Genomic DNA, 17588 nt, shown 5'->3' with positions numbered 1-17588 from the left:
TTGAACATTACCCTGAACCCCGGTAAACTATAAGGTAACGAAAGAAAAGCCGATATGCGTCGAGGACGCTAGAAATATGAGGAGTTTTGAAACTATGAGTGTACAAGCACCAACATTGGAACAGGCGCAGGACTTGCTGCAAAAATTTTATGGCTATCCCGATTTTCGGGAGGGACAAAAGAAAATTGTGGCCAGTATGCTGGAAGGCAACGATACGCTGGGCATCATGCCGACAGGTGGCGGAAAATCGATATGTTACCAGATTCCTGCATTGTTGCATGAGGGGCTGACTATTGTTGTATCACCACTCATTTCGCTAATGAAAGACCAGGTGGATGCGCTGACCACGATGGGGATTGCAGCTGCCTACATTAATAGCACTTTGAGTGGTCGAGAGGTCAATGATCGCATACGCGCTGCACGCAACGGGGATTTGAAGCTGCTGTATGTTGCCCCTGAACGATTGGAGCTGGATTGGTTCCGTGATGAGATGGCACAGTTATCGATTTCCTGCGTTGCGGTGGATGAGGCTCACTGCGTATCCCAGTGGGGTCATGACTTTCGTACCAGCTATCTGGCCGTGGCTCCATTCGTGGACGGGCTGTATGAACGTCCAATCGTAGCTGCATTTACGGCCACGGCTACACCGCAGGTAATGGATGATATCGTACGCCTGCTTCGTCTGCGCTCACCAGAAACGTTCGTTACGGGTCTTGGAAGACCGAACTTGGCGTTCAGTGTGCTGCGTGGGGAAGACAAACGCAGTTTTTTACTGAATTATACTCGTGAACATGAGGGTGAACCGGGGATAATTTATGCAGCGACACGTAAGGACGTGGATGATTTATATCAACGCCTGCGTGACGCTGGCATGGCCGCAGGACGTTATCATGCAGGAATGACAGATCAGGAACGTGCAGATAGCCAGGAAGGGTTTCTGTACGACGATATCCGTGTCATTGTCGCAACCAATGCCTTCGGTATGGGGATAGATAAATCAAACGTACGCTATGTCATTCACTACAATATGCCTAAAAATATGGAGGCGTACGTACAAGAAGCGGGACGCGCAGGACGTGACGGCGACCCCAGTCAATGTATTCTGCTGTTCGGACCGCAAGATATTGTGACCCAGAAGTTCCTGATTGAGCAAAACCCACAGGATGAAGACCGCAAGCGCAACGACTACCGTAAGCTCCAGCAGATGGTTGATTATTGTTACACGACTCGCTGCCTGCGTTCGGCACAGCTGGAGTACTTCGGAGAAGCAGAGGACCATGAAGCGTGTGGCATATGCAGTTCGTGCACAGATGAGCGGGAATTGGTCGATATGACCATAGATGCGCAAAAGATTTTTTCCTGCATTCATCGTATGCGGGAGCGGTATGGGGTTTCTATGGTGGCCTCGGTGTTGAAGGGCTCGCGTAACAAAAAAGTGCTGCAGTATGGTTTTGACAGTCTGCCAACCTATGGTGTGATGGGCAACCGTACAGAAAAAGAAATTGCTGAAATTATCAATGTTCTTGTTTCGGAAGGCTATCTGATGCTGTCCGAAGGGCAGTATCCGGTCGTACGCTTGCAACAGCTTGCTGCTGAAGTGCTGAGAGGTCAGCGTGAAGTCATGCAGCGTGTGGTGCGTCATGCCACTGCATTTGCTGGTGGAGCAGGTTCACGCGGACGCAAAGGACGCGATACCTACCCTGCTGCGGTCAACGAAACTGTGTTTGAGCAATTGCGCTTAATCCGTCGCGATCTGGCCGCACAGGAGCATGTACCGTCTTATATCATCTTCAATGATGCCACGCTGCGAGAGATGAGCGTAGCGAGTCCGCAATCCGAGGCAGACATGCTGCGGATCAAGGGTGTCGGTGAAGTGAAGTTCCGCAAATATGGCAAGCCGTTTCTTGATTTCTTTCAAAATCAGGGGAATACCGGCGGAATGGTAAGCGAGGACGAGATTTTTGCAGACGATGTGTACGAGGATTTTGAATAGCTATACTAAGAATATAAGAGTTCATGCAAACTTATAGAAGGTTGTGACCTATGAAAGTCATTTTATCAACATTAAACGCAAAATACATTCATACCTCGCTAGCCATCCGATGCCTCAAAGCCTACAGTGAAAAGGATTTTGACATCGAGCTGGCGGAGTATACAATTAAGGACCCGGTGATGAACATCGTATCCGATCTATTTCAACGAGGGGCAGATGTCATCGGTTTTTCCTGTTATATTTGGAACATTGAAGAGACGATTAAAGTCATTGATGTGTTGAAAAAGATTATGCCTGAGGTCAAAATTGTTTTGGGCGGCCCGGAGGTATCTTACGATATAGAGTACTGGATGAAGCGCTTGGCGAATGTGGATTTTATCGTTGTTGGTGAGGGAGAGGAAACCTTCCATCAACTGCTGCAGGAGCTCGAGGGGGATCGCAAGTTCCATTTTGTATATGGACTGGCTTACCGTAAGGGAGAAGAGGTCATTATCATGCCAGGTCGTCCAAAAGCGGACTTGAACGAGTTGCCATCGCCATATCGTTTTGCAGAGGATATCCCGGAACTTGGGAAACGGGTAGTCTATTTTGAAACGAGCCGGGGCTGTCCGTTCAGTTGCCAATTTTGTCTGTCCAGCATTGAGGTCGGGGTGCGTTATTACGATATCGAGCGTACCAAGTCGGATATTCTGTATCTGATTGACAACGGGGCCAAATTGATTAAATTTGTGGACCGCACTTTCAATATCAAACGCGATTATGCGTTGGAAATGTTCAAGTTTTTAATTGAAAATCACCGTGGCTGTGTCTTCCAGTTTGAGATTACGGCAGATATTATGCGCCCCGAGGTATTGGATTATTTGGCGGAGAATGCGCCACCGGGGGTATTTCGCTTTGAGATCGGTGTCCAATCTACGAATGATCCCACCAATGAACTGGTTAAGCGCCGCCAGAACTTTACCAAGCTTTCTCGTACCGTTACAAAGGTCAAGCAAAGCGGTAAAATTGACCAGCATCTCGATCTGATCGCCGGATTGCCATTGGAGGACTACAATACATTCCGTAAAACGTTTAATGACGTTTTTGCGCTCGGTCCGGAAGAGCTTCAGCTTGGCTTCCTCAAAATGCTGCGTGGTACAGGTCTGCGCATTGACGCCGATAAGTATAACTATACGTATATGGATGTTGCGCCGTATGAAATGTTGAGCAATGACGTCCTTTCCTTTGCCGATATTGTACGGCTCAAACGTTTGGAAGATGTATTGGAAAAATACTGGAACTCCCATCGTATGGACCATACAGTGAACTACCTGATTGAGCGTGAATTCTCGTCCGCCTTTGACTTCTTCCAGGAATTCGGAGACTACTGGGAAGGACAGGGTTGGCAAAAAATCGGACATCAACTCGAAGACTTGTTTACCCGTCTCCAGTCCTTTTTAGAATCGCGGGGAACCAAGCGAATGGGCATGGTGCTTGGGCTGATGAAGCTTGATTATTTCCTAAACCATAAATACAAACCGCGTAAAATCTGGTGGGAACATACCTTGGAGAAGGACGATTGGTCCAGCTATATGAAAATGGTTCTTCAGCACCCAGACGCGCTGTTGTCACCTGCGGTGGCGGATGTGGGCGAGGAAAGCACGGATGAGATGGGTGTGGCTAGTCAACAGCCGCAGCCATACCGCGAGATGATCCCAGCCTTTGCTTCTTTGAAGCTGGGTGAAAAGGAACTGCAAAAGCACGCTGTGCTGGATGTTCTGCCGTTCAGTCTGGAGCATATTCTGGGTGGTGGTAGCCCGCTAACTGCTGAAGGCCGTACATTGCTGCTTGTAGTTTATCAGCAAAACGGACAGCAAAAACCGCTGTACTACACCCTGCCCATCGGCAAAAATATCGCTGCGATTTAATATAAACACCAGCAGGCATCGACGCTCGGTATACCCGAGTCGATGCCTTTTTTATGTGTTGTAAAAAATAGACGATCACTCTATTTTTTACAGTCAGATAATCTTTTGCTAGAGGACGTTTTACAATATAAATATATGATTATTTTATCATATATTTATATTAAACTTATTGGAGTGTGACCTTGTGAAAAAGCGTTCCATGAAGAAGAGTATCCTTGCGATGAGTGCTGTTACCGTTTTGGCTGTACCCTTATTATCTGCCGAAATTCCTAAAGCTTTTGCAGCCTCGGCTCCTACGAAGTCCGCTACAGCAGATTCCAAGACACAGAAGGCTGCATCAGTTAAAGCGGATACTCCTAAAAACGTCATCCTCTTTATCGGTGATGGTATGGGAGAAGCCAGTCGCAACGCGATTCGCTTAGCAACAGTTGGAAAGTCGGGATTACTTGAAATGGACAACATGCCTGTGACGGGCCTGGTTAGTACAAGTTCAGGGGACAACCTGGTTACAGACTCTGCCGCCGCTGCGACTGCCATTGCAACAGGTGTGAAAACGTATAACGGCGCGATTGGGATGGATTTGAATAAAAAACCAGTGACAACGATTATGGAGCTGGCTAAAAAATCAGGCATGTCTACAGGAGTGGTAACGACAAGCCAAGTGACCGATGCAACGGGCGCCGCCTTTGGTGCGCATGTAGAAAAACGCTCCGAGCAAAGTGAGATTGCCAAGCAGTATATTGAGAAAAGCAAGCTGGATGTGATTCTGGGCGGGGGTGAGGATTTCTGGTACCCTGCCGGAACAGCAGGCAAACATCCAGATGCACCGGCAGAAGACCCTGAGGAAGCTAGTAAGGGGACTCAAGGAAATTTGGTGGAACAAGCGAAGAAGCTGGGCTATAGCTATGTAACAGACCAGGCAGAAATGAAAGCATCCAATGGCTCTAAACTGCTAGGGCTGTTCGCCAATGAAGAAATGTTCCAAGCTCACAACAAACTGGGTAATTCTTACAAACCAACAGTTTCTTTGCCGGATATGACAGCGAAAGCAATTGATGTTCTATCCAAAAACAAAAAGGGCTTTTTCCTGATGGTAGAGGAAGAAGGAACGGATGAGATGGCGCATGACAATGAAGGTGAATTAACCATTAAAGCTGGACAACAGCTGGACAAGGCTGTCAAAGTAGCTAAGGAGTATGCCAAAAAACATCCAGATACATTGGTGTTAGTGACGGCAGATCATGAAACGGGCGGTTTGGCGATTGAAGGCAAGGATGCGAAAGATGAAGCCGACGATGGTACAACCAATGAAGACGGTCCTTTCACCATTCATGGCACAAATGAAACATTCTATATTGATTGGACGACAAAAGGACACACCGCAGTAGATGTAGCATTGACTGCAATGGGTCCGGGTTCCTCTCAATTTAGTGGAAATTATCCGAATACGGCCATTCATGACAAGCTGGTTAAGCTGCTTCAATTAAAAAAATAGCCCAGGGTTGAAGCTGCCCGTAAAAGGTTTTCCATATTGGCAATATGGTTTTTCTTGTGATAAACTATAGCCAATAAGTATATACTAAAAAAGAGTAAGGATGCTCTAACATCCTCACTCTTTTACAACAGCCGCTTATAAGGGCGGTGGCTGTAGGGTTGGATTAGAAAAATAGACCGCTAACCTTTTCCAGAGGGCGGTCTATTTCTTTTTGTTGAAGGAAATAATCAAGATCACCAACGTTGCAAATTGAATCATCAACATCAGCGTATCTTTAACCTCCACAGGCATCACCTCCTTTGCAGGAGACTAGCCGACCGCCCATCTAAGCCATTCTGTTGTTAGTTTATAGTATATCATATGGATAGTATTGCTAAAAAGGATAAACCTGAACTAAAATGTTGCCTGTCGTGCCGCTGCGCAGTTGGATGGTATCTTCCATCTCCAACGCTTTGTTTCGACACAGGTAGAGTACACAATTTTGGTTAAAAATTTATTTAGAATAAAGTTCTCCTAACAAGGGTTGAATTTCTCTTTTCGAAGTGAAAATATTAATCAGATAAAATTTGGTTTAAACAAATACCATCCTTCAAGCCTTGCTCGTACATAAAAGATTCAACCATCCCTTGGAGTAGAGTAGTATTGGTATCATAATCGTAAAGAGCTTGTATGTATTCCTTTGGCAAGCAATCATGTAAAATAGAAAAAAGTTGATTACAGTCATTCATTAAGTCTTTGTATTCTGGAGAATTAGCCACCATCGACCCAGCTACATGTTCCATGCGAATAGAAACGAATTGATTAAGGGCTTCTTGTATAGCTTTCATTTATCTTCCTCCATTATGGTGATATCAAACTGAGATCATAATCTTATTTTAAGGTGACAGATAAGAATAAAAGATGTGTAAGGGGGAATCTGCATGAACGCTATATTAATTAGTTCACGGCAAATTCCCTTTTATACGAATCTAAAACTGGTTTTCGAATCCATAAGTAACATCCAAACGGAATATAATTGGCTACTCACTGGGTTAGAACTGAATTGGATACCGAACGATCTCTGGAGTAAGTCGATGAAAGAAAATGAAGATGGAAACGAAGTTATGGATGACTGGGGAACGACTAACACGTCTTGTACATAGATATGAGGTTAAATTTATTTGGGGAATGCTCATAGGTTTTTAAAGCCGCAAGAGATTTGGATGAGTATAATTTTGAGACTGGTAACCGAGTTAAGAAAACAATAGAATAATGAAATTTTTCAAATTACAGTTAGGCAAGCGACCATTATGATCTGATCCTATAGCTCTTGTCCTGTTATAAGAGGAATAAGGTCTATATATGCTGAACTGAAAAAAAGTACATGACAAACGGAGTAGACGGAATGGTGCTGTACAAGCGAAGCGGTCGCTTTTGTCCCCGGATTTCTACTGATGAAGACATTATTTCAGAAATCCGGGGACGGTGGCGATGGGAAGCACTATCCGTCTGCGTAGTGGCACGACCGGTAACTTTCAAATTCGCTTGCATTATGAACATGCCGAATATCCTCAACCTTTAATCCTCCGTCGTTTTCTTCCCCCACACAAATTTCATTATAAAAAATATAGCTGTCAGCATGATGAGAAGCAATGCCATCTGCATGCCATAAAGATGGATCAGGTCTGCTACTGCTTGTACATGGTCGCCAAAGAGACGTCCGAGCCAAAAGAAGATCAGCGTCCAGATTAGACCTGTTGAATAAGAGAAGAGGGCATACCGCTTAAAGCTCATTTTATTGATTCCGACAATATAAGGGATAATATGCCTAACGACTGGTAACAAATAGCTGATACATATCGTGAAGTTTCCATACTTATGTATTAAATTTTCTGAAAATGTAATATATTTGTCCATTTTTTTCTTTCGGCGCAAACGATCCAAAATGGGTGTGCCCAAGCTTCTCCCCAACACATAACCTAAGGACAGGCCTGACACAACTCCAAGATATACAAGTAAAAAAGCAGGTAACGGATGAAGTATCCCCATGCTTGTTACGGCCCCGCCAGTCATTACTATAACTTCGTCTGGAATGGGCAGTCCTACAATTCCGAGCCATAGAGAGAAGAACAATGCTGCATAGCCATATTGTTCGATAATGGAAATTAAATATTCAACATCCATTCCCATACTCCTTTCTTAAGCTTTCTTTCGGCATACATAGACGAAGGCGGGTGGAACGTTCATAGGTACAAACTTGATTTCTTCAATATCAAACCATTTACCTAGCTGCTGCTTCATCTGTTTAGAATATTGAAAGGCGACAAACATTCCTCCATCCCTGAGTGATAGATGGATTTGTTCTACGATTTGATCTCGCATTGCTTGTGGAAAATTGAAGAATGGCAGTCCGCTGATTATACAGTCAAGCTGTTCAATTTGAGCATTTTTCATAGCAAGCTGAAGCTCACGCGAGTCGGAATAGCACAGATAGTTTGGGAATCTTCTTTTCAAACTCTGCTGCATGGTCGAGTCCTTTTCAAAGAGCAGAACCTTGGGTTGAATTTTCGTCGTAGACGGGATGTATTGGGTGATGGCCCCCGTGCCAGCCCCGAGCTCAGCCACGGCATGAACTTCACTCCATGGAATGGATTCTATCATATTTTTAGCTAGAAATCTGGAACTGGGTGTTACGCTGCCCACATACGTAGGCGAGTACAGAAATTTGAACAGGAACATAAGTCTTTCTTGAACCAAATGACTAATACGGATCATACATCTTTTCCCTACCTTCAATTTTCTAAAACGTTCATTTATTCTCTGCTAAGAGTAACAAATTATCCCTCTACTTGCTCCTGTCTGGAGTAGGGCTCAGCTCCCCGTCCTGCGGAGGGGGCTTTCCTTGACTATAGTCTAGGAAGAAAGAAAAGGAGTACAGTATGGGACAGTCCGAATTCATTCAGTTATCACTCAGCATTCTCTCAGGCTATCTTCAGTTTTACTGCCGATGAAAGATAAGTGGGCAGCTAAAAACATTATGTACACTGAGAGGGGATCTACTTTGTCACTATCCATTAACAGGCATCTCATCACGACTTCCTACGATAATTCAAAGACAGTGAAGTCAAATGAGAATGGACTAAATAACGCGGGGCGTACCACACATAAGAAATCTAACGATTCAATTGAATTAAGTGCGGAATTTATGGAGTACGCTGGTGGGATGCAGTCTCCGCTTCCTACAGAAAACTACAGTTATGACTACAAATACGACCAGAATACTGTGGCACTGACTACAGACGAACAGAAATCATTGTTGTCAGATCTACAAAGTTACCTGGCCTCTCCAAGTGCTTTATCTGAAACGGATGATATCAATAACAGTACGAAAAATCCTTTGGCTACAGTCAACGACTTGTTATCTGAGGTGGATCTTGCGACAGCAACAGATGAGGAAGTATCGGATTTATTCGATAAAGTAGCTGAAACGATCCAGAATAACCGCCCTGCAACGCCGCCTGAAGGTGACTCATTCCGACCTGAGGTTAATAGCAGCAGTCTGCCTCCAATGATGCAGGCGATGGGTGGAATTATGCCCCCATTTGCATGGAATATTCAGGAGACCACCAATCAAGAGGATACCACCACTACATCTGAAGAAGAGCTTACCGTAGATGAAAAAAGATCAGTACTGAGTGATTTGCAAAACGTCCTGAGTTCCGATCTTCTATCCGGCTTCATATCTTCAGAAACAGACCCGCAAACCGATCTGATTTCTGCATTAAAAAACGCTTGGGGAAACACAGATGAATCGAATGCGACAGATGAAGAAGTATCAGTTTTATTCGATAAAATCGCTAAGATTTTTGCACAATCTGTATCATCTTCGTCATAATCTTTAGAGCGCAATAGCATACCTTAAAAACGCTTAGCCCACACTTGTAACTCAAACTTAGCTTTTAAAAAGGAGAATCCTTCTGTGAATATTTCAGCCACATCTAGTAGCTCTATATCTATTGCCAATACTTCAACTTCATCTTCATCCAGTACCAACGATACAGCCAGTTTGGAAAAGCAAAAAGCCCAGCTTGAAGCAGAGTACAATAAGGTCCAGCAAAGCAAAGATAATAAGGATACAAAAGAAACGAAAATGAAGCAGCTTCAGCAGCAAATTAAGCAAATTGAAGCTCAGATTGCACAGCAAAGTTCTCAATCCAGCAGCACGTCAACACCAAAAATGGAAAAATCCGCTCCAAGCAATATGGAAATGACTCGTACCAGCAGCTCGAACGGCAGTGATATCACGGGAGTTGGAAAATCACTGGATATTTCAATTTAGTCATCCGATCTCTCTTCTCCTGCAAGACAGACGATGGATACAAAAGACAGCAGGTTCTCTGTTACATAGGGAGCCTGCTTTTCGCGTTTTATAGTAGTTCCAAATGAATCATGTGACTAAACATAAAAAAGTATTACAATAAATAACAGTGGGAAGATGAAAGGTTCTTAACTTTAGTATCTTATAGATTGAATCAGTAAGTGTCAGTATACATTCTAAATTGGAGGATTTAAGCTATGACGTTGGGACCTCAATGGAGTCGAAGTACTAGGGATGAAGCGCGTTTAGTCAGAAACAAGTTGATTGAATTTAATGCGAAACATGTTCCTGCAGATATTCAAACCCAATACGAAGAGATTAATCTTACGCTCAAACATGGAGACGGTCAGGTCATAGGTGGCCTTCTAAGTGTACTATGTTGGAACTGGGTGGAGGTTGATATTTTGTGGGTAGACCAGGACCATAGAGGAAAGGGCTACGGTTCCCAACTGCTTAGTGAAATAGAACAGATGGCTAGAGATAAAGGATGTAATTTTATACAACTGAATACCTTTTCTTTTCAAGCACCTGAATTTTATGAGAAACATGGGTATGAAGTAATCGGTATTATTGATGAGGCTCCTAGAGGTTTTAAACACTATTATTATAAGAAAAATATCTACTGAGGACTTCATAAATGCGCGTACAGATCAAGGAAGTAAATCAAGATGAAAAGATTATCATTCGTAATATTGGCGAGGAAAAGATATACGGCTACTGGACATATTTTCGGCATGAACTGACCTCGGGATATGCGTATGTTGTTCCGTATGAACAAAGCTTGGAAAAGTTAATTCCCGGCTGTGTCATTTCGGTCGAGACTTCTCCATCCAGTATAGAAGGGTTCAGAAGACTGAGGCCTACGGAAAAGACAGGCATTGTTCAACCTCAACCAAAGCTAGGTGACTATTGGATTCAAGGGATGATACAACAAGTGATACAAGGCGAAGCAGGCGGGATAGACTGTTTGGAGATTGTTGTAGGAGAGGCTACGTTTGTTTTGGATTCTGACGAATTGAATGGTGATATCCACGTTAAAGCGGGTGACGGTGTCGCCTTTGAAATCATAGGTCTACAGTTGTTTGACGAGGGACTGTAATCGTTCTATGGTGAATACCATATTCAACCAAGATATGTCGGTGAGAAAGTTAAAAGCTAGATCATAGAGAATTGTGAATAAAGAAAGGTATGATCGGATTGACTACTGAAGTGACACACAAATTATATACCATGTGCATGATTCAGGATGGAACCAAGGTATTGCTTATGAACAGACCCAATCGAAAGGGGTTTCCGGGTTATATTGCTCCAGGAGGAAAAGTAGAGTTCCCAGAGAGCATTGTGAATGGAGCCATTCGTGAAGTCAAGGAGGAAACTGGCTTAACCGTTAAGGAAATTGTATTTAAAGGAATCGATGAATATTGCGATCCAAGGCAAGGGCTGAGATATATGGTCTTTAACTATTTGGCTACAGCAACGGAAGGTGAGCTATTAAAAAATCCCCCTGAGGGAGAACTGCTGTGGGTGGATATGAAGGAAGCACTACATTTGCCGATGCAGGATTGGTTTAAGCGGAGATTCCCATTATTTTTCGAGCCGGGGACGTTCGAGGTTAGTTCTGTGTGGCTGGCGGAGACGGATGAAACCTTGGAAGCAACGACGAAGAACTATGGGGCGTAGAGCTGATGTCGACCCTTAGCAGATGAATGAACGTTTAAAGAGGAGGTAGGGAGCGGGATGCAGGCCATCAGATTGGTTGAGCCGGATCGGAGCTGGAAAAATGCTTATCTTTCATTTTATGAGGAATGGAAAAAAAGCCAGGAGCAAATGGTGCCTTGGGTGATTTCTAGAGAGCCGTATAATTTTGAAGGTATGCTGACGTTTTTAAATGACCAGAAAATTGGAATTGGCTTGTCTGATGGCTGGGTTAAAAGTTCGACATACTGGCTGATGGATGCAGATGACCAGGTCGTTGGAGTAGTGAATATCCGTCATGATCTCAACGAGCATCTGTTAAATGCCGGGGGTCACATTGGCTATGGTATCCGTCCTTCTGCACGAGGGAATAGGTATGCTGTGGCTATGCTGGCCTTAGCGTTGGGCAAAGCAAAAGATTTGGGTATTTCGAGAGCCCTCGTCGTATGCGACTCCGATAATATCAGTTCCAAAAGAACGATTCTGCGAAACGGCGGAATACCGGACAAGGATTACATAGAGGAAGATGGAAACCGTGTAAACCGGTTTTGGATCGAGCTGTAAGTGAGGGAGGGGAACGCAAAAGCTCATGAAAATATGGCCTGAATATGCGCAAAATATCATTGTCGGTGTCATGTTTCAGGGACAATGGAATTGGTATGTGACGGAAAGAGAGTATTGGTTTTTGAATACCGAGATGGAGGAACGGTTTGGCATCGCTATTTTGGATGAGACCACAGCGGGAGCATTTTTGGATCACATCTGTGAATATAAAGTAGCTGCGGGAGAACTCACTACAATGCTCCAAATGCTAGATGATGCAATCCAGCATAAGGATGAAGTGTTGGAATTCTGTCCTGCTTTGTATGTTGATTTTGACCAGAAAGTTCTCTACTCTCTATTTCCAGAGCCAGCTTCTTTCGAACACTATGTCCCGGTGGGATGGAAAGGGGAATATCAGAACTTTTTGGAAGAGGTCCCTCCTGCTGAACGATATTGGATGATCCACGGAAGTGACTTTTTCAAAAAATACACCTGAAAAGATAAAGGAGAAAATGAACATATGAATTCTTCCATGCATGAATTTAAGATCATATCCAAGCACAGAATGTACGATCAATACTTGGTTAAGCTGCGGGCATGCATCAAGCTGCTGGATGAACAAATGTTATGGGGCACTGGTGAAGCGGAACAGAACAGTATTGGAGGAATTGTCCACCATATAATGGTGCATGTGCGTAGAAATGCAGTCAAACTCATGAACCCGACGATTACATACAAGCAAGGGATGGAGGATAGCTTCAGGCCTTCAGTGCAAAACAAAGAACAGCTTATGGATGAAGTTGAAGATGCTTTTTCTTCCTTCTGTACAGCATTGGACAACACAGGCGATATCAATATGTATGACGTTTACCATGTGGTGGAGCATACAGCTTATCATCTGGGGCAGATCATAGATCGAGTTCAGAGACTGGCAGGCCACCGTTTTCAATTTGTACAGACTGGGCTGAATGAAAAAGCATTGCGTGCAATAGTGCAGCACTTCCTGCCTAATACGCAAGATTAACGAAAGCAGTAGCCAAATAACTGTATAAACGTAGTTCCAAAGTCACAAATACCTCTGTCACAGATATGTTTTTATTTCTTAATTGATATTGATAATTATTATCACTTATAATAGAAGCAGACATAATACGCTATGATAGGGAGAGTTGCAGAGTGACAGAGTCCTTGGAATTATATGATGTAACGATCATCGGCGGCGGTCCGGCCGGTATGTATACTGCGTTTTATAGTGGCATGAGAGATATGAAAACCAAGCTGATCGAAGCCAAGCATGAGCTAGGCGGACGGATGCGCATATACCCGGAGAAGATGATATGGGATGTTGGAGGGGTAACCCCGATTTTATGTGAAAAGCTGATTGACCAGCTGGAGCAGCAGGCACGAACGTTCGAGCCAACCATTGTATTGGGACAACAGATTACGGGTATGGATCGGCAAGAAGATGGTACGTTCCTGCTGACTTCTGCCACAGGGGAACAGCATTGGACGCGTACGATCGTTCTGGCTGTAGGTTATGGTATTCTCAAAATGGCTAAGCTGGAGATTGAAGGCGCTGACCGTTATGAGGTTACAAACCTGCACTATACCGTACAAGAGCTGGAGCCGTTCCGGGATAAGCATGTCCTGATTTCCGGTGGAGGCAACTCGGCGGTAGATTGGGCGAATGAGCTGGAATCTATTGCGGCGAGTGTGGCAGTTGTACATCGTCGGGATCATTTTGGCGGACATGAGAAAAATGTAGCCCGTATGAAGTCCTCTTCGGTCCGTGTTCTCACACCTTATGCGGTAAGTCAGTTACATAGCAACAATGGAGAGACGATTGAGCAGGTGACGATCAATCATATAGATACGGGCGAAACAGAGATGCTGAATGTTGATGCGGTTATCGTAAATCATGGCCTAAAATCCGATTTCGGCCCGCTACGAGATTGGGGACTGGATATGGGAGAGTGGCATGCCCGAGTGAGTGACAAGTTGGAAACGAATCTACCGGGGATTTTTGCTGCAGGCGATTTTGTCGAGTATGGAAGCAAGCTGTATCTAATTGCAGGTACGTTCACAGATGCTGCTCTTGCCCTCAACAGCGCCAAGCTGTACATTGATCCGACAGCTGATAAAGCCGCATATGTATCTTCTCACAATAGCCGCTTCAAGGAAAAAAACCGCGAGCTGGGTGTCGTGGAATAAAATAAGGGAATCAGTTTAAAAAAGAACTTCCGTTAACTACAGCTGATGTGGTATTGGAGGTTCTTTTTTTGTTAGGTTACTGATTTCTGATGCTAGAGGTTGGATGCTATACACACTTATAGAATACAATGAAGATAGCCTGTCCTTTTCGGGACCTAGATAAATAGATTTGGAGTAGAAAAGATTAGGAGCGTGGAAAAATGAGCTTACAAGAGGTGCTTGAACGCCAAGCGATTGATCTGCCTGATGATATGCTGGAAGCTTTACTCATCCATCGTAAGAAGCAGGAAGGGCGGCAGGTTCAGCTACGATTGCTAAGTGAACAGGAGCTTGCCGAGAGTATCGAGTGGATGACGCAGATCGAGGTGTTCAAACATATCATCCCGCTATGGACCGATGATCATTCTAATTATGTAGGTCTATATGTAGAGGGGCCACTAGCATATAAATTATGTTACATCAATCACAAGGAAACAGATTTGTCACCGATGTACCGAAGTACAGCTTCGCTGATTGCAGAGTTGGAGCAAAACCCAGAGCTGGATTGGGAACAGCTGCGTAAGGATTACCCGTCTGACAACGACATAAGCACTGAACAACTAGCAGAAGATATTCGCTGTATGCATGAAATGCAGGCTATACTGGAAAAGGATTCATCAATGGAGGATGATGTGAGGTGCCAGCTTCTTTACAGCTTAATGGCGATTACACCTGTCAGTGAGGTGGATTCATTGCTTCCCTATGTAGATGATGAAGATATGTATGTACAGGAACGTGCATGTATTCTATTGGGGTATCATGGGTATGAACCAGCGACTGAATTATTAAAAGAAGTAGTGAAGCAGGGAAGCCCAAATGGAAAGCTGGCAGCCCGTAAGGCGCTCTCGATGATTCGCGCTAAGCAAATGGACATGCATATAAAAAAATAAACCAACCTCACATAGCAAATATGGACGGGATTTGAAAGGTGACTTATGAAGAGACGAACAGAGCAGCAGGAAGCAATTATGCAAGATATTATTCAAAAGGCAGAGCCGTATGTACAGCAGCAGTTGGAGCATGACCACAGTGGTCATGATTGGTGGCATATTGACCGGGTGAGGAAGCTGTCTGTTGAAATTGCTGCAAAAGAAGGCGCAGATCCGTTCGTGTGCGAGCTGGCAGCACTGCTGCATGATGTAGCAGATGAAAAATTAAATGAATCCAAACAAGCAGGGCTGGATAAAGTTGAGTATTGGCTGCATCAGCATGTAAACGATGCGGATGTGATCACACACGTGATGACTATTATTGCTACAATGTCCTATAATGGTGGACAAAATCCGCCTATGGAAACGCTCGAAGGTCAGGTTGTACAGGATGCAGATCGATTGGATGCACTGGGCGCGATTGGGATTGCAAGAACTTTTATGTATGCAGGCTCAAAAGGCAGTATCATGCACGAGCCGGATCAAGACTATTCACAGTATGATTATCGCGCCGCAGGTAAAAGTGCCATATATCATTTTTACGAAAAGCTGCTCAAGCTCAAGGATTTAATGAATACCCCTTATGCCCGAGAGCTGGCGGAGGTTCGGCATCAATGGATGGAAATGTATTTGGAGCAGTTCTATAAAGAATGGAATGTGATTGATATCCAATAGACAGGGGAGGCTGATGCCTCCTCATTGCAATAATTCCAGGGTAAGCAAGCTATCTTTTTAATAAATATTAGAAAAAATATTGCAATACGCCGATTTCTCTCCCTACTATTGATAATAGTTATCAATGATAATGATTATTATTATCTGTAAATTCAAGTAGGTAGAGGGGAGTCTTTTAGATCATGAAGAAGTTTGCAGTATGGATGTGCACCTTATTATCGGCAAGTTTGCTGTTGACGGCATGTGGTGGAAAGGTGCAGGAGGTGGATAGCTCAGCTCAAAAGAATACCAATGCATCGACACAAACATCTGTTTCTGACGGAGAAAGTGCCAAGACGATTACATATCTAGATAAGACTTATAAGCTGGCCAAGACGGATCATATTATTATAGCTAGTCTGGAAGCGATGGAAGATGCAGCTGTCCTGGGAGTGAAACCAACTGGGGCGGTTACTTCGGGTGGGAAGTTCCCTGAGTTCATGGAAAAAGCAATGGAAGGAGCCGCAGACGTTGGTGACCGAATGCAGCCTAGCGCTGAAACGATCTAGGCTTTGTAGGCTTATTGTCTCCTCATATCGCCAGAAGACTTGTCGGCCTTCATCATCGTCTTGTGATTCCCGTATGCGGTATGGTACTGGTGCTGTTATCTGATTTTATTGCCAAAACGGTGGCTGCGCCTGCTGAAATTCCTGTTGGACTGATTATTGCGGTGATCGGGGTCCCTTATTTTGTAGTCTTGCTTATGAAAAAAACGGCCTAATTTCATTGAATTCAGGTTCTATAGGAGGTTGTTCCCATCAAAGATCTATTTACGCAGGCTTACCATTCCAATGATGCTCACGGAGCCGTATACGTTCCTCGCAGTCAGCATCGAGTGATGTACTCGCAGGCTGAGAACCGCGAGTATCATATTTATATTGCCATCCCTGCAGAGGAACCTCCTGTATCCGGTTATCCCATTATTTATGTGCTGGATGTCAATTCTGTTTTTGGAACCATGGTGGAAGCGGTACGCGTTCAGGGCAGACGACCTGACAAAACGGGGGTTGTTCCAGCTATCATTGTAGGAATAGGCTATCCAACAGAGGCTCCCTTTCATCCTTCACGATATTACGATCTTACACTGCCTGGAACGGCTGTGGAGCTTCCAGTAAAGCCAAATGAAGATGCCTACAAAGAAAGCGGGGGCGCCGAGCATTTCTTGTCATTTATCGGAGATGAGCTTAAGCCAATGATCGAGCGTGATTTTCCGATCGACCGCAACCGACAGACGATCTTCGGACATTCGCTTGGAGGGCTGTTCGTATTACATAGCCTGTTTACAAGACCAGACTCTTTTCAGGTGTATGTGGCGGGAAGCCCATCAATACACTGGGGCGGACAAGTTATTATGGATGAAGAGAAACAGTTTGTAGCTTCCATTGCGCAGAAGCATTGGAATAAAAAGCTGCTGATTGCTGTAGGGGAGTTAGAGGCCAGACATTTTAGTGGGATGCAGGAAAAGGCCAGGGACTTAGCTGCACGTTTAACGTCTAGGGACGATCTGGACTACACGTAGAGTTCCAGGAGTTTGCAGACGAAGGTCATATATCTGTGCTGCCGGTCTTGGTTAGCAGAGCGGTTCGTTTTGCTGCTGATTCTATGTAAATATGCAGTTAGGTATAAAATTTTTGAAAGTGCTCTCATAAAATAAATTGCAAGAAATCTGAGGCTGTTTCCTTTAACCGAGCGTATCGGAGAGGAA

At 44.2% G+C, this 17588-nt stretch carries 21 protein-coding genes and 2 pseudogenes; 19 read left to right on the top strand and 4 right to left on the bottom strand.

From position 1 onward, the window contains the following. Window positions 1-94 precede the first annotated feature (94 nt). The 3 genes from recQ (at window position 95) to ABEW32_RS24190 (ending at window position 5395) form a co-directional block, all read left to right on the top strand. Window positions 95-1993, top strand: coding sequence for a DNA helicase RecQ (gene recQ, locus ABEW32_RS24200; RefSeq protein ID WP_430192541.1), 1899 nt, complete (start codon window positions 95-97; stop codon window positions 1991-1993). 50 nt (window positions 1994-2043) lie between these two features. Further along, a complete protein-coding gene (locus ABEW32_RS24195) occupies window positions 2044-3900 on the top strand; it encodes a B12-binding domain-containing radical SAM protein (protein WP_430192539.1) in 1857 nt (618 codons plus the stop codon). 184 nt (window positions 3901-4084) lie between these two features. Beyond that, window positions 4085-5395 carry an alkaline phosphatase gene (locus ABEW32_RS24190; RefSeq protein ID WP_430192537.1) on the top strand — a complete coding sequence of 437 codons (1311 nt, stop codon included), beginning with the start codon at window positions 4085-4087 and terminating at the stop codon, window positions 5393-5395. A 201-nt stretch (window positions 5396-5596) separates the two neighbouring features. Here the strand turns inward: ABEW32_RS24190 and ABEW32_RS24185 are convergent, their stop codons facing one another. Both ABEW32_RS24185 and ABEW32_RS24180 read right to left on the bottom strand, forming a co-directional pair. After that, window positions 5597-5686: a putative holin-like toxin gene (locus ABEW32_RS24185; RefSeq protein ID WP_007429455.1), complete on the bottom strand. Its 90-nt coding sequence runs from the start codon at window positions 5684-5686 to the stop codon at window positions 5597-5599. Window positions 5687-5946: 260 nt separating this feature from the next. Then, window positions 5947-6222 carry a hypothetical protein gene (locus ABEW32_RS24180; RefSeq protein ID WP_430192535.1) on the bottom strand — a complete coding sequence of 92 codons (276 nt, stop codon included), beginning with the start codon at window positions 6220-6222 and terminating at the stop codon, window positions 5947-5949. Window positions 6223-6315: 93 nt separating this feature from the next. Here ABEW32_RS24180 and ABEW32_RS24175 point away from each other — a divergent pair, with 93 nt between their 5' ends. Then, complete coding sequence (locus ABEW32_RS24175) at window positions 6316-6537, top strand: hypothetical protein (protein ID WP_430192533.1); 222 nt, start codon at window positions 6316-6318, stop codon at window positions 6535-6537. Between the two features lie 221 nt (window positions 6538-6758). Further along, the gene (locus ABEW32_RS24170; protein WP_430192531.1) at window positions 6759-6956 is read left to right on the top strand and encodes a hypothetical protein; all 198 of its coding nucleotides are present in this window, start codon (window positions 6759-6761) and stop codon (window positions 6954-6956) included. Here ABEW32_RS24170 and ABEW32_RS24165 read toward each other — a convergent pair. Together ABEW32_RS24165 and ABEW32_RS24160 are read right to left on the bottom strand one after the other, a co-directional pair. Next, window positions 6953-7558: a DedA family protein gene (locus ABEW32_RS24165; protein ID WP_430192529.1), complete on the bottom strand. Its 606-nt coding sequence runs from the start codon at window positions 7556-7558 to the stop codon at window positions 6953-6955. The genes ABEW32_RS24170 and ABEW32_RS24165 overlap by 4 nt on opposite strands. Before the next feature lie 15 nt (window positions 7559-7573). Continuing rightward, the gene (locus ABEW32_RS24160) at window positions 7574-8149 is read right to left on the bottom strand and encodes a class I SAM-dependent methyltransferase (RefSeq protein WP_430192527.1); all 576 of its coding nucleotides are present in this window, start codon (window positions 8147-8149) and stop codon (window positions 7574-7576) included. Between the two features lie 286 nt (window positions 8150-8435). Between ABEW32_RS24160 and ABEW32_RS24155 the strand changes: the two genes are divergently transcribed. The 14 genes and pseudogenes from ABEW32_RS24155 (at window position 8436) to ABEW32_RS24090 (ending at window position 17491) form a co-directional block, all read left to right on the top strand. Then, window positions 8436-9269, top strand: a complete 834-nt coding sequence (locus ABEW32_RS24155) for a hypothetical protein (protein WP_430192525.1) — start codon at window positions 8436-8438, stop codon at window positions 9267-9269. 84 nt (window positions 9270-9353) lie between these two features. Continuing rightward, window positions 9354-9713 carry a FlxA-like family protein gene (locus ABEW32_RS24150; RefSeq protein ID WP_025364358.1) on the top strand — a complete coding sequence of 120 codons (360 nt, stop codon included), beginning with the start codon at window positions 9354-9356 and terminating at the stop codon, window positions 9711-9713. A 236-nt stretch (window positions 9714-9949) separates the two neighbouring features. Next, window positions 9950-10378 carry a GNAT family N-acetyltransferase gene (locus ABEW32_RS24145; protein ID WP_430192523.1) on the top strand — a complete coding sequence of 143 codons (429 nt, stop codon included), beginning with the start codon at window positions 9950-9952 and terminating at the stop codon, window positions 10376-10378. Window positions 10379-10389: 11 nt separating this feature from the next. Next, on the top strand, window positions 10390-10851 hold the full coding sequence (locus ABEW32_RS24140; RefSeq protein ID WP_044785840.1) for a hypothetical protein: 462 nt from the start codon (window positions 10390-10392) through the stop codon (window positions 10849-10851). 89 nt (window positions 10852-10940) lie between these two features. After that, window positions 10941-11432, top strand: coding sequence for an 8-oxo-dGTP diphosphatase (locus ABEW32_RS24135; protein WP_430192521.1), 492 nt, complete (start codon window positions 10941-10943; stop codon window positions 11430-11432). Between the two features lie 57 nt (window positions 11433-11489). Beyond that, entirely contained in the window at window positions 11490-12011 is a 522-nt protein-coding gene (locus ABEW32_RS24130) for a GNAT family N-acetyltransferase (protein ID WP_430192519.1), read from the top strand. A 25-nt stretch (window positions 12012-12036) separates the two neighbouring features. Next, on the top strand, window positions 12037-12486 hold the full coding sequence (locus ABEW32_RS24125) for a hypothetical protein (protein WP_430192517.1): 450 nt from the start codon (window positions 12037-12039) through the stop codon (window positions 12484-12486). A 24-nt stretch (window positions 12487-12510) separates the two neighbouring features. Next, window positions 12511-13014: a DinB family protein gene (locus tag ABEW32_RS24120; protein ID WP_430192515.1), complete on the top strand. Its 504-nt coding sequence runs from the start codon at window positions 12511-12513 to the stop codon at window positions 13012-13014. Window positions 13015-13166: 152 nt separating this feature from the next. Then, window positions 13167-14201, top strand: a complete 1035-nt coding sequence (locus tag ABEW32_RS24115) for an NAD(P)/FAD-dependent oxidoreductase (protein ID WP_430192513.1) — start codon at window positions 13167-13169, stop codon at window positions 14199-14201. Window positions 14202-14401: 200 nt separating this feature from the next. Continuing rightward, on the top strand, window positions 14402-15130 hold the full coding sequence (locus ABEW32_RS24110; protein ID WP_430192511.1) for a HEAT repeat domain-containing protein: 729 nt from the start codon (window positions 14402-14404) through the stop codon (window positions 15128-15130). Between the two features lie 45 nt (window positions 15131-15175). Further along, window positions 15176-15844 (top strand): HD domain-containing protein, encoded by a 669-nt coding sequence (locus ABEW32_RS24105; RefSeq protein ID WP_430192509.1) that lies wholly within the window; start codon window positions 15176-15178, stop codon window positions 15842-15844. A 182-nt stretch (window positions 15845-16026) separates the two neighbouring features. Next, entirely contained in the window at window positions 16027-16392 is a 366-nt protein-coding gene (locus tag ABEW32_RS24100) for a TroA family protein (RefSeq protein WP_430192507.1), read from the top strand. After that, window positions 16389-16604: pseudogene (locus ABEW32_RS24095) on the top strand (iron chelate uptake ABC transporter family permease subunit); the annotation flags it as partial. The gene ABEW32_RS24100 and the pseudogene ABEW32_RS24095, both read left to right, overlap by 4 nt. 117 nt (window positions 16605-16721) lie before the next feature. Further along, window positions 16722-17491, top strand: a pseudogene (locus ABEW32_RS24090) (alpha/beta hydrolase). Window positions 17492-17588 lie beyond the last annotated feature (97 nt).

The organism is Paenibacillus jamilae (assembly GCF_050482105.1).
GTDB classification, from domain to species: Bacteria; Bacillota; Bacilli; order Paenibacillales; family Paenibacillaceae; genus Paenibacillus; species Paenibacillus jamilae_B.
This window is presented reverse-complemented; position numbering and strand designations above follow the sequence as displayed.

Bases quoted from the DNA above. Each gene is read 5' to 3' on its own strand.
- ABEW32_RS24125 (WP_430192517.1), top strand. From the start codon at position 12,037: ATGAAAATATGGCCTGAATATGCGCAAAATATCATTGTCGGTGTCATG.
- ABEW32_RS24160 (WP_430192527.1), bottom strand. From the start codon at position 8,149: ATGATCCGTATTAGTCATTTGGTTCAAGAAAGACTTATGTTCCTGTTC.
- ABEW32_RS24120 (WP_430192515.1), top strand. From the start codon at position 12,511: ATGAATTCTTCCATGCATGAATTTAAGATCATATCCAAGCACAGAATG.
- ABEW32_RS24175 (WP_430192533.1), top strand. From the start codon at position 6,316: ATGAACGCTATATTAATTAGTTCACGGCAAATTCCCTTTTATACGAAT.
- ABEW32_RS24140 (WP_044785840.1), top strand. From the start codon at position 10,390: ATGCGCGTACAGATCAAGGAAGTAAATCAAGATGAAAAGATTATCATT.
- ABEW32_RS24130 (WP_430192519.1), top strand. From the start codon at position 11,490: ATGCAGGCCATCAGATTGGTTGAGCCGGATCGGAGCTGGAAAAATGCT.
- recQ (WP_430192541.1), top strand. From the start codon at position 95: ATGAGTGTACAAGCACCAACATTGGAACAGGCGCAGGACTTGCTGCAA.
- ABEW32_RS24185 (WP_007429455.1), bottom strand. From the start codon at position 5,686: ATGCCTGTGGAGGTTAAAGATACGCTGATGTTGATGATTCAATTTGCA.
- ABEW32_RS24100 (WP_430192507.1), top strand. From the start codon at position 16,027: ATGAAGAAGTTTGCAGTATGGATGTGCACCTTATTATCGGCAAGTTTG.
- ABEW32_RS24170 (WP_430192531.1), top strand. From the start codon at position 6,759: ATGACAAACGGAGTAGACGGAATGGTGCTGTACAAGCGAAGCGGTCGC.
- ABEW32_RS24110 (WP_430192511.1), top strand. From the start codon at position 14,402: ATGAGCTTACAAGAGGTGCTTGAACGCCAAGCGATTGATCTGCCTGAT.
- ABEW32_RS24135 (WP_430192521.1), top strand. From the start codon at position 10,941: ATGATCGGATTGACTACTGAAGTGACACACAAATTATATACCATGTGC.
- ABEW32_RS24165 (WP_430192529.1), bottom strand. From the start codon at position 7,558: ATGGATGTTGAATATTTAATTTCCATTATCGAACAATATGGCTATGCA.
- ABEW32_RS24180 (WP_430192535.1), bottom strand. From the start codon at position 6,222: ATGAAAGCTATACAAGAAGCCCTTAATCAATTCGTTTCTATTCGCATG.
- ABEW32_RS24145 (WP_430192523.1), top strand. From the start codon at position 9,950: ATGACGTTGGGACCTCAATGGAGTCGAAGTACTAGGGATGAAGCGCGT.
- ABEW32_RS24195 (WP_430192539.1), top strand. From the start codon at position 2,044: ATGAAAGTCATTTTATCAACATTAAACGCAAAATACATTCATACCTCG.
- ABEW32_RS24105 (WP_430192509.1), top strand. From the start codon at position 15,176: ATGAAGAGACGAACAGAGCAGCAGGAAGCAATTATGCAAGATATTATT.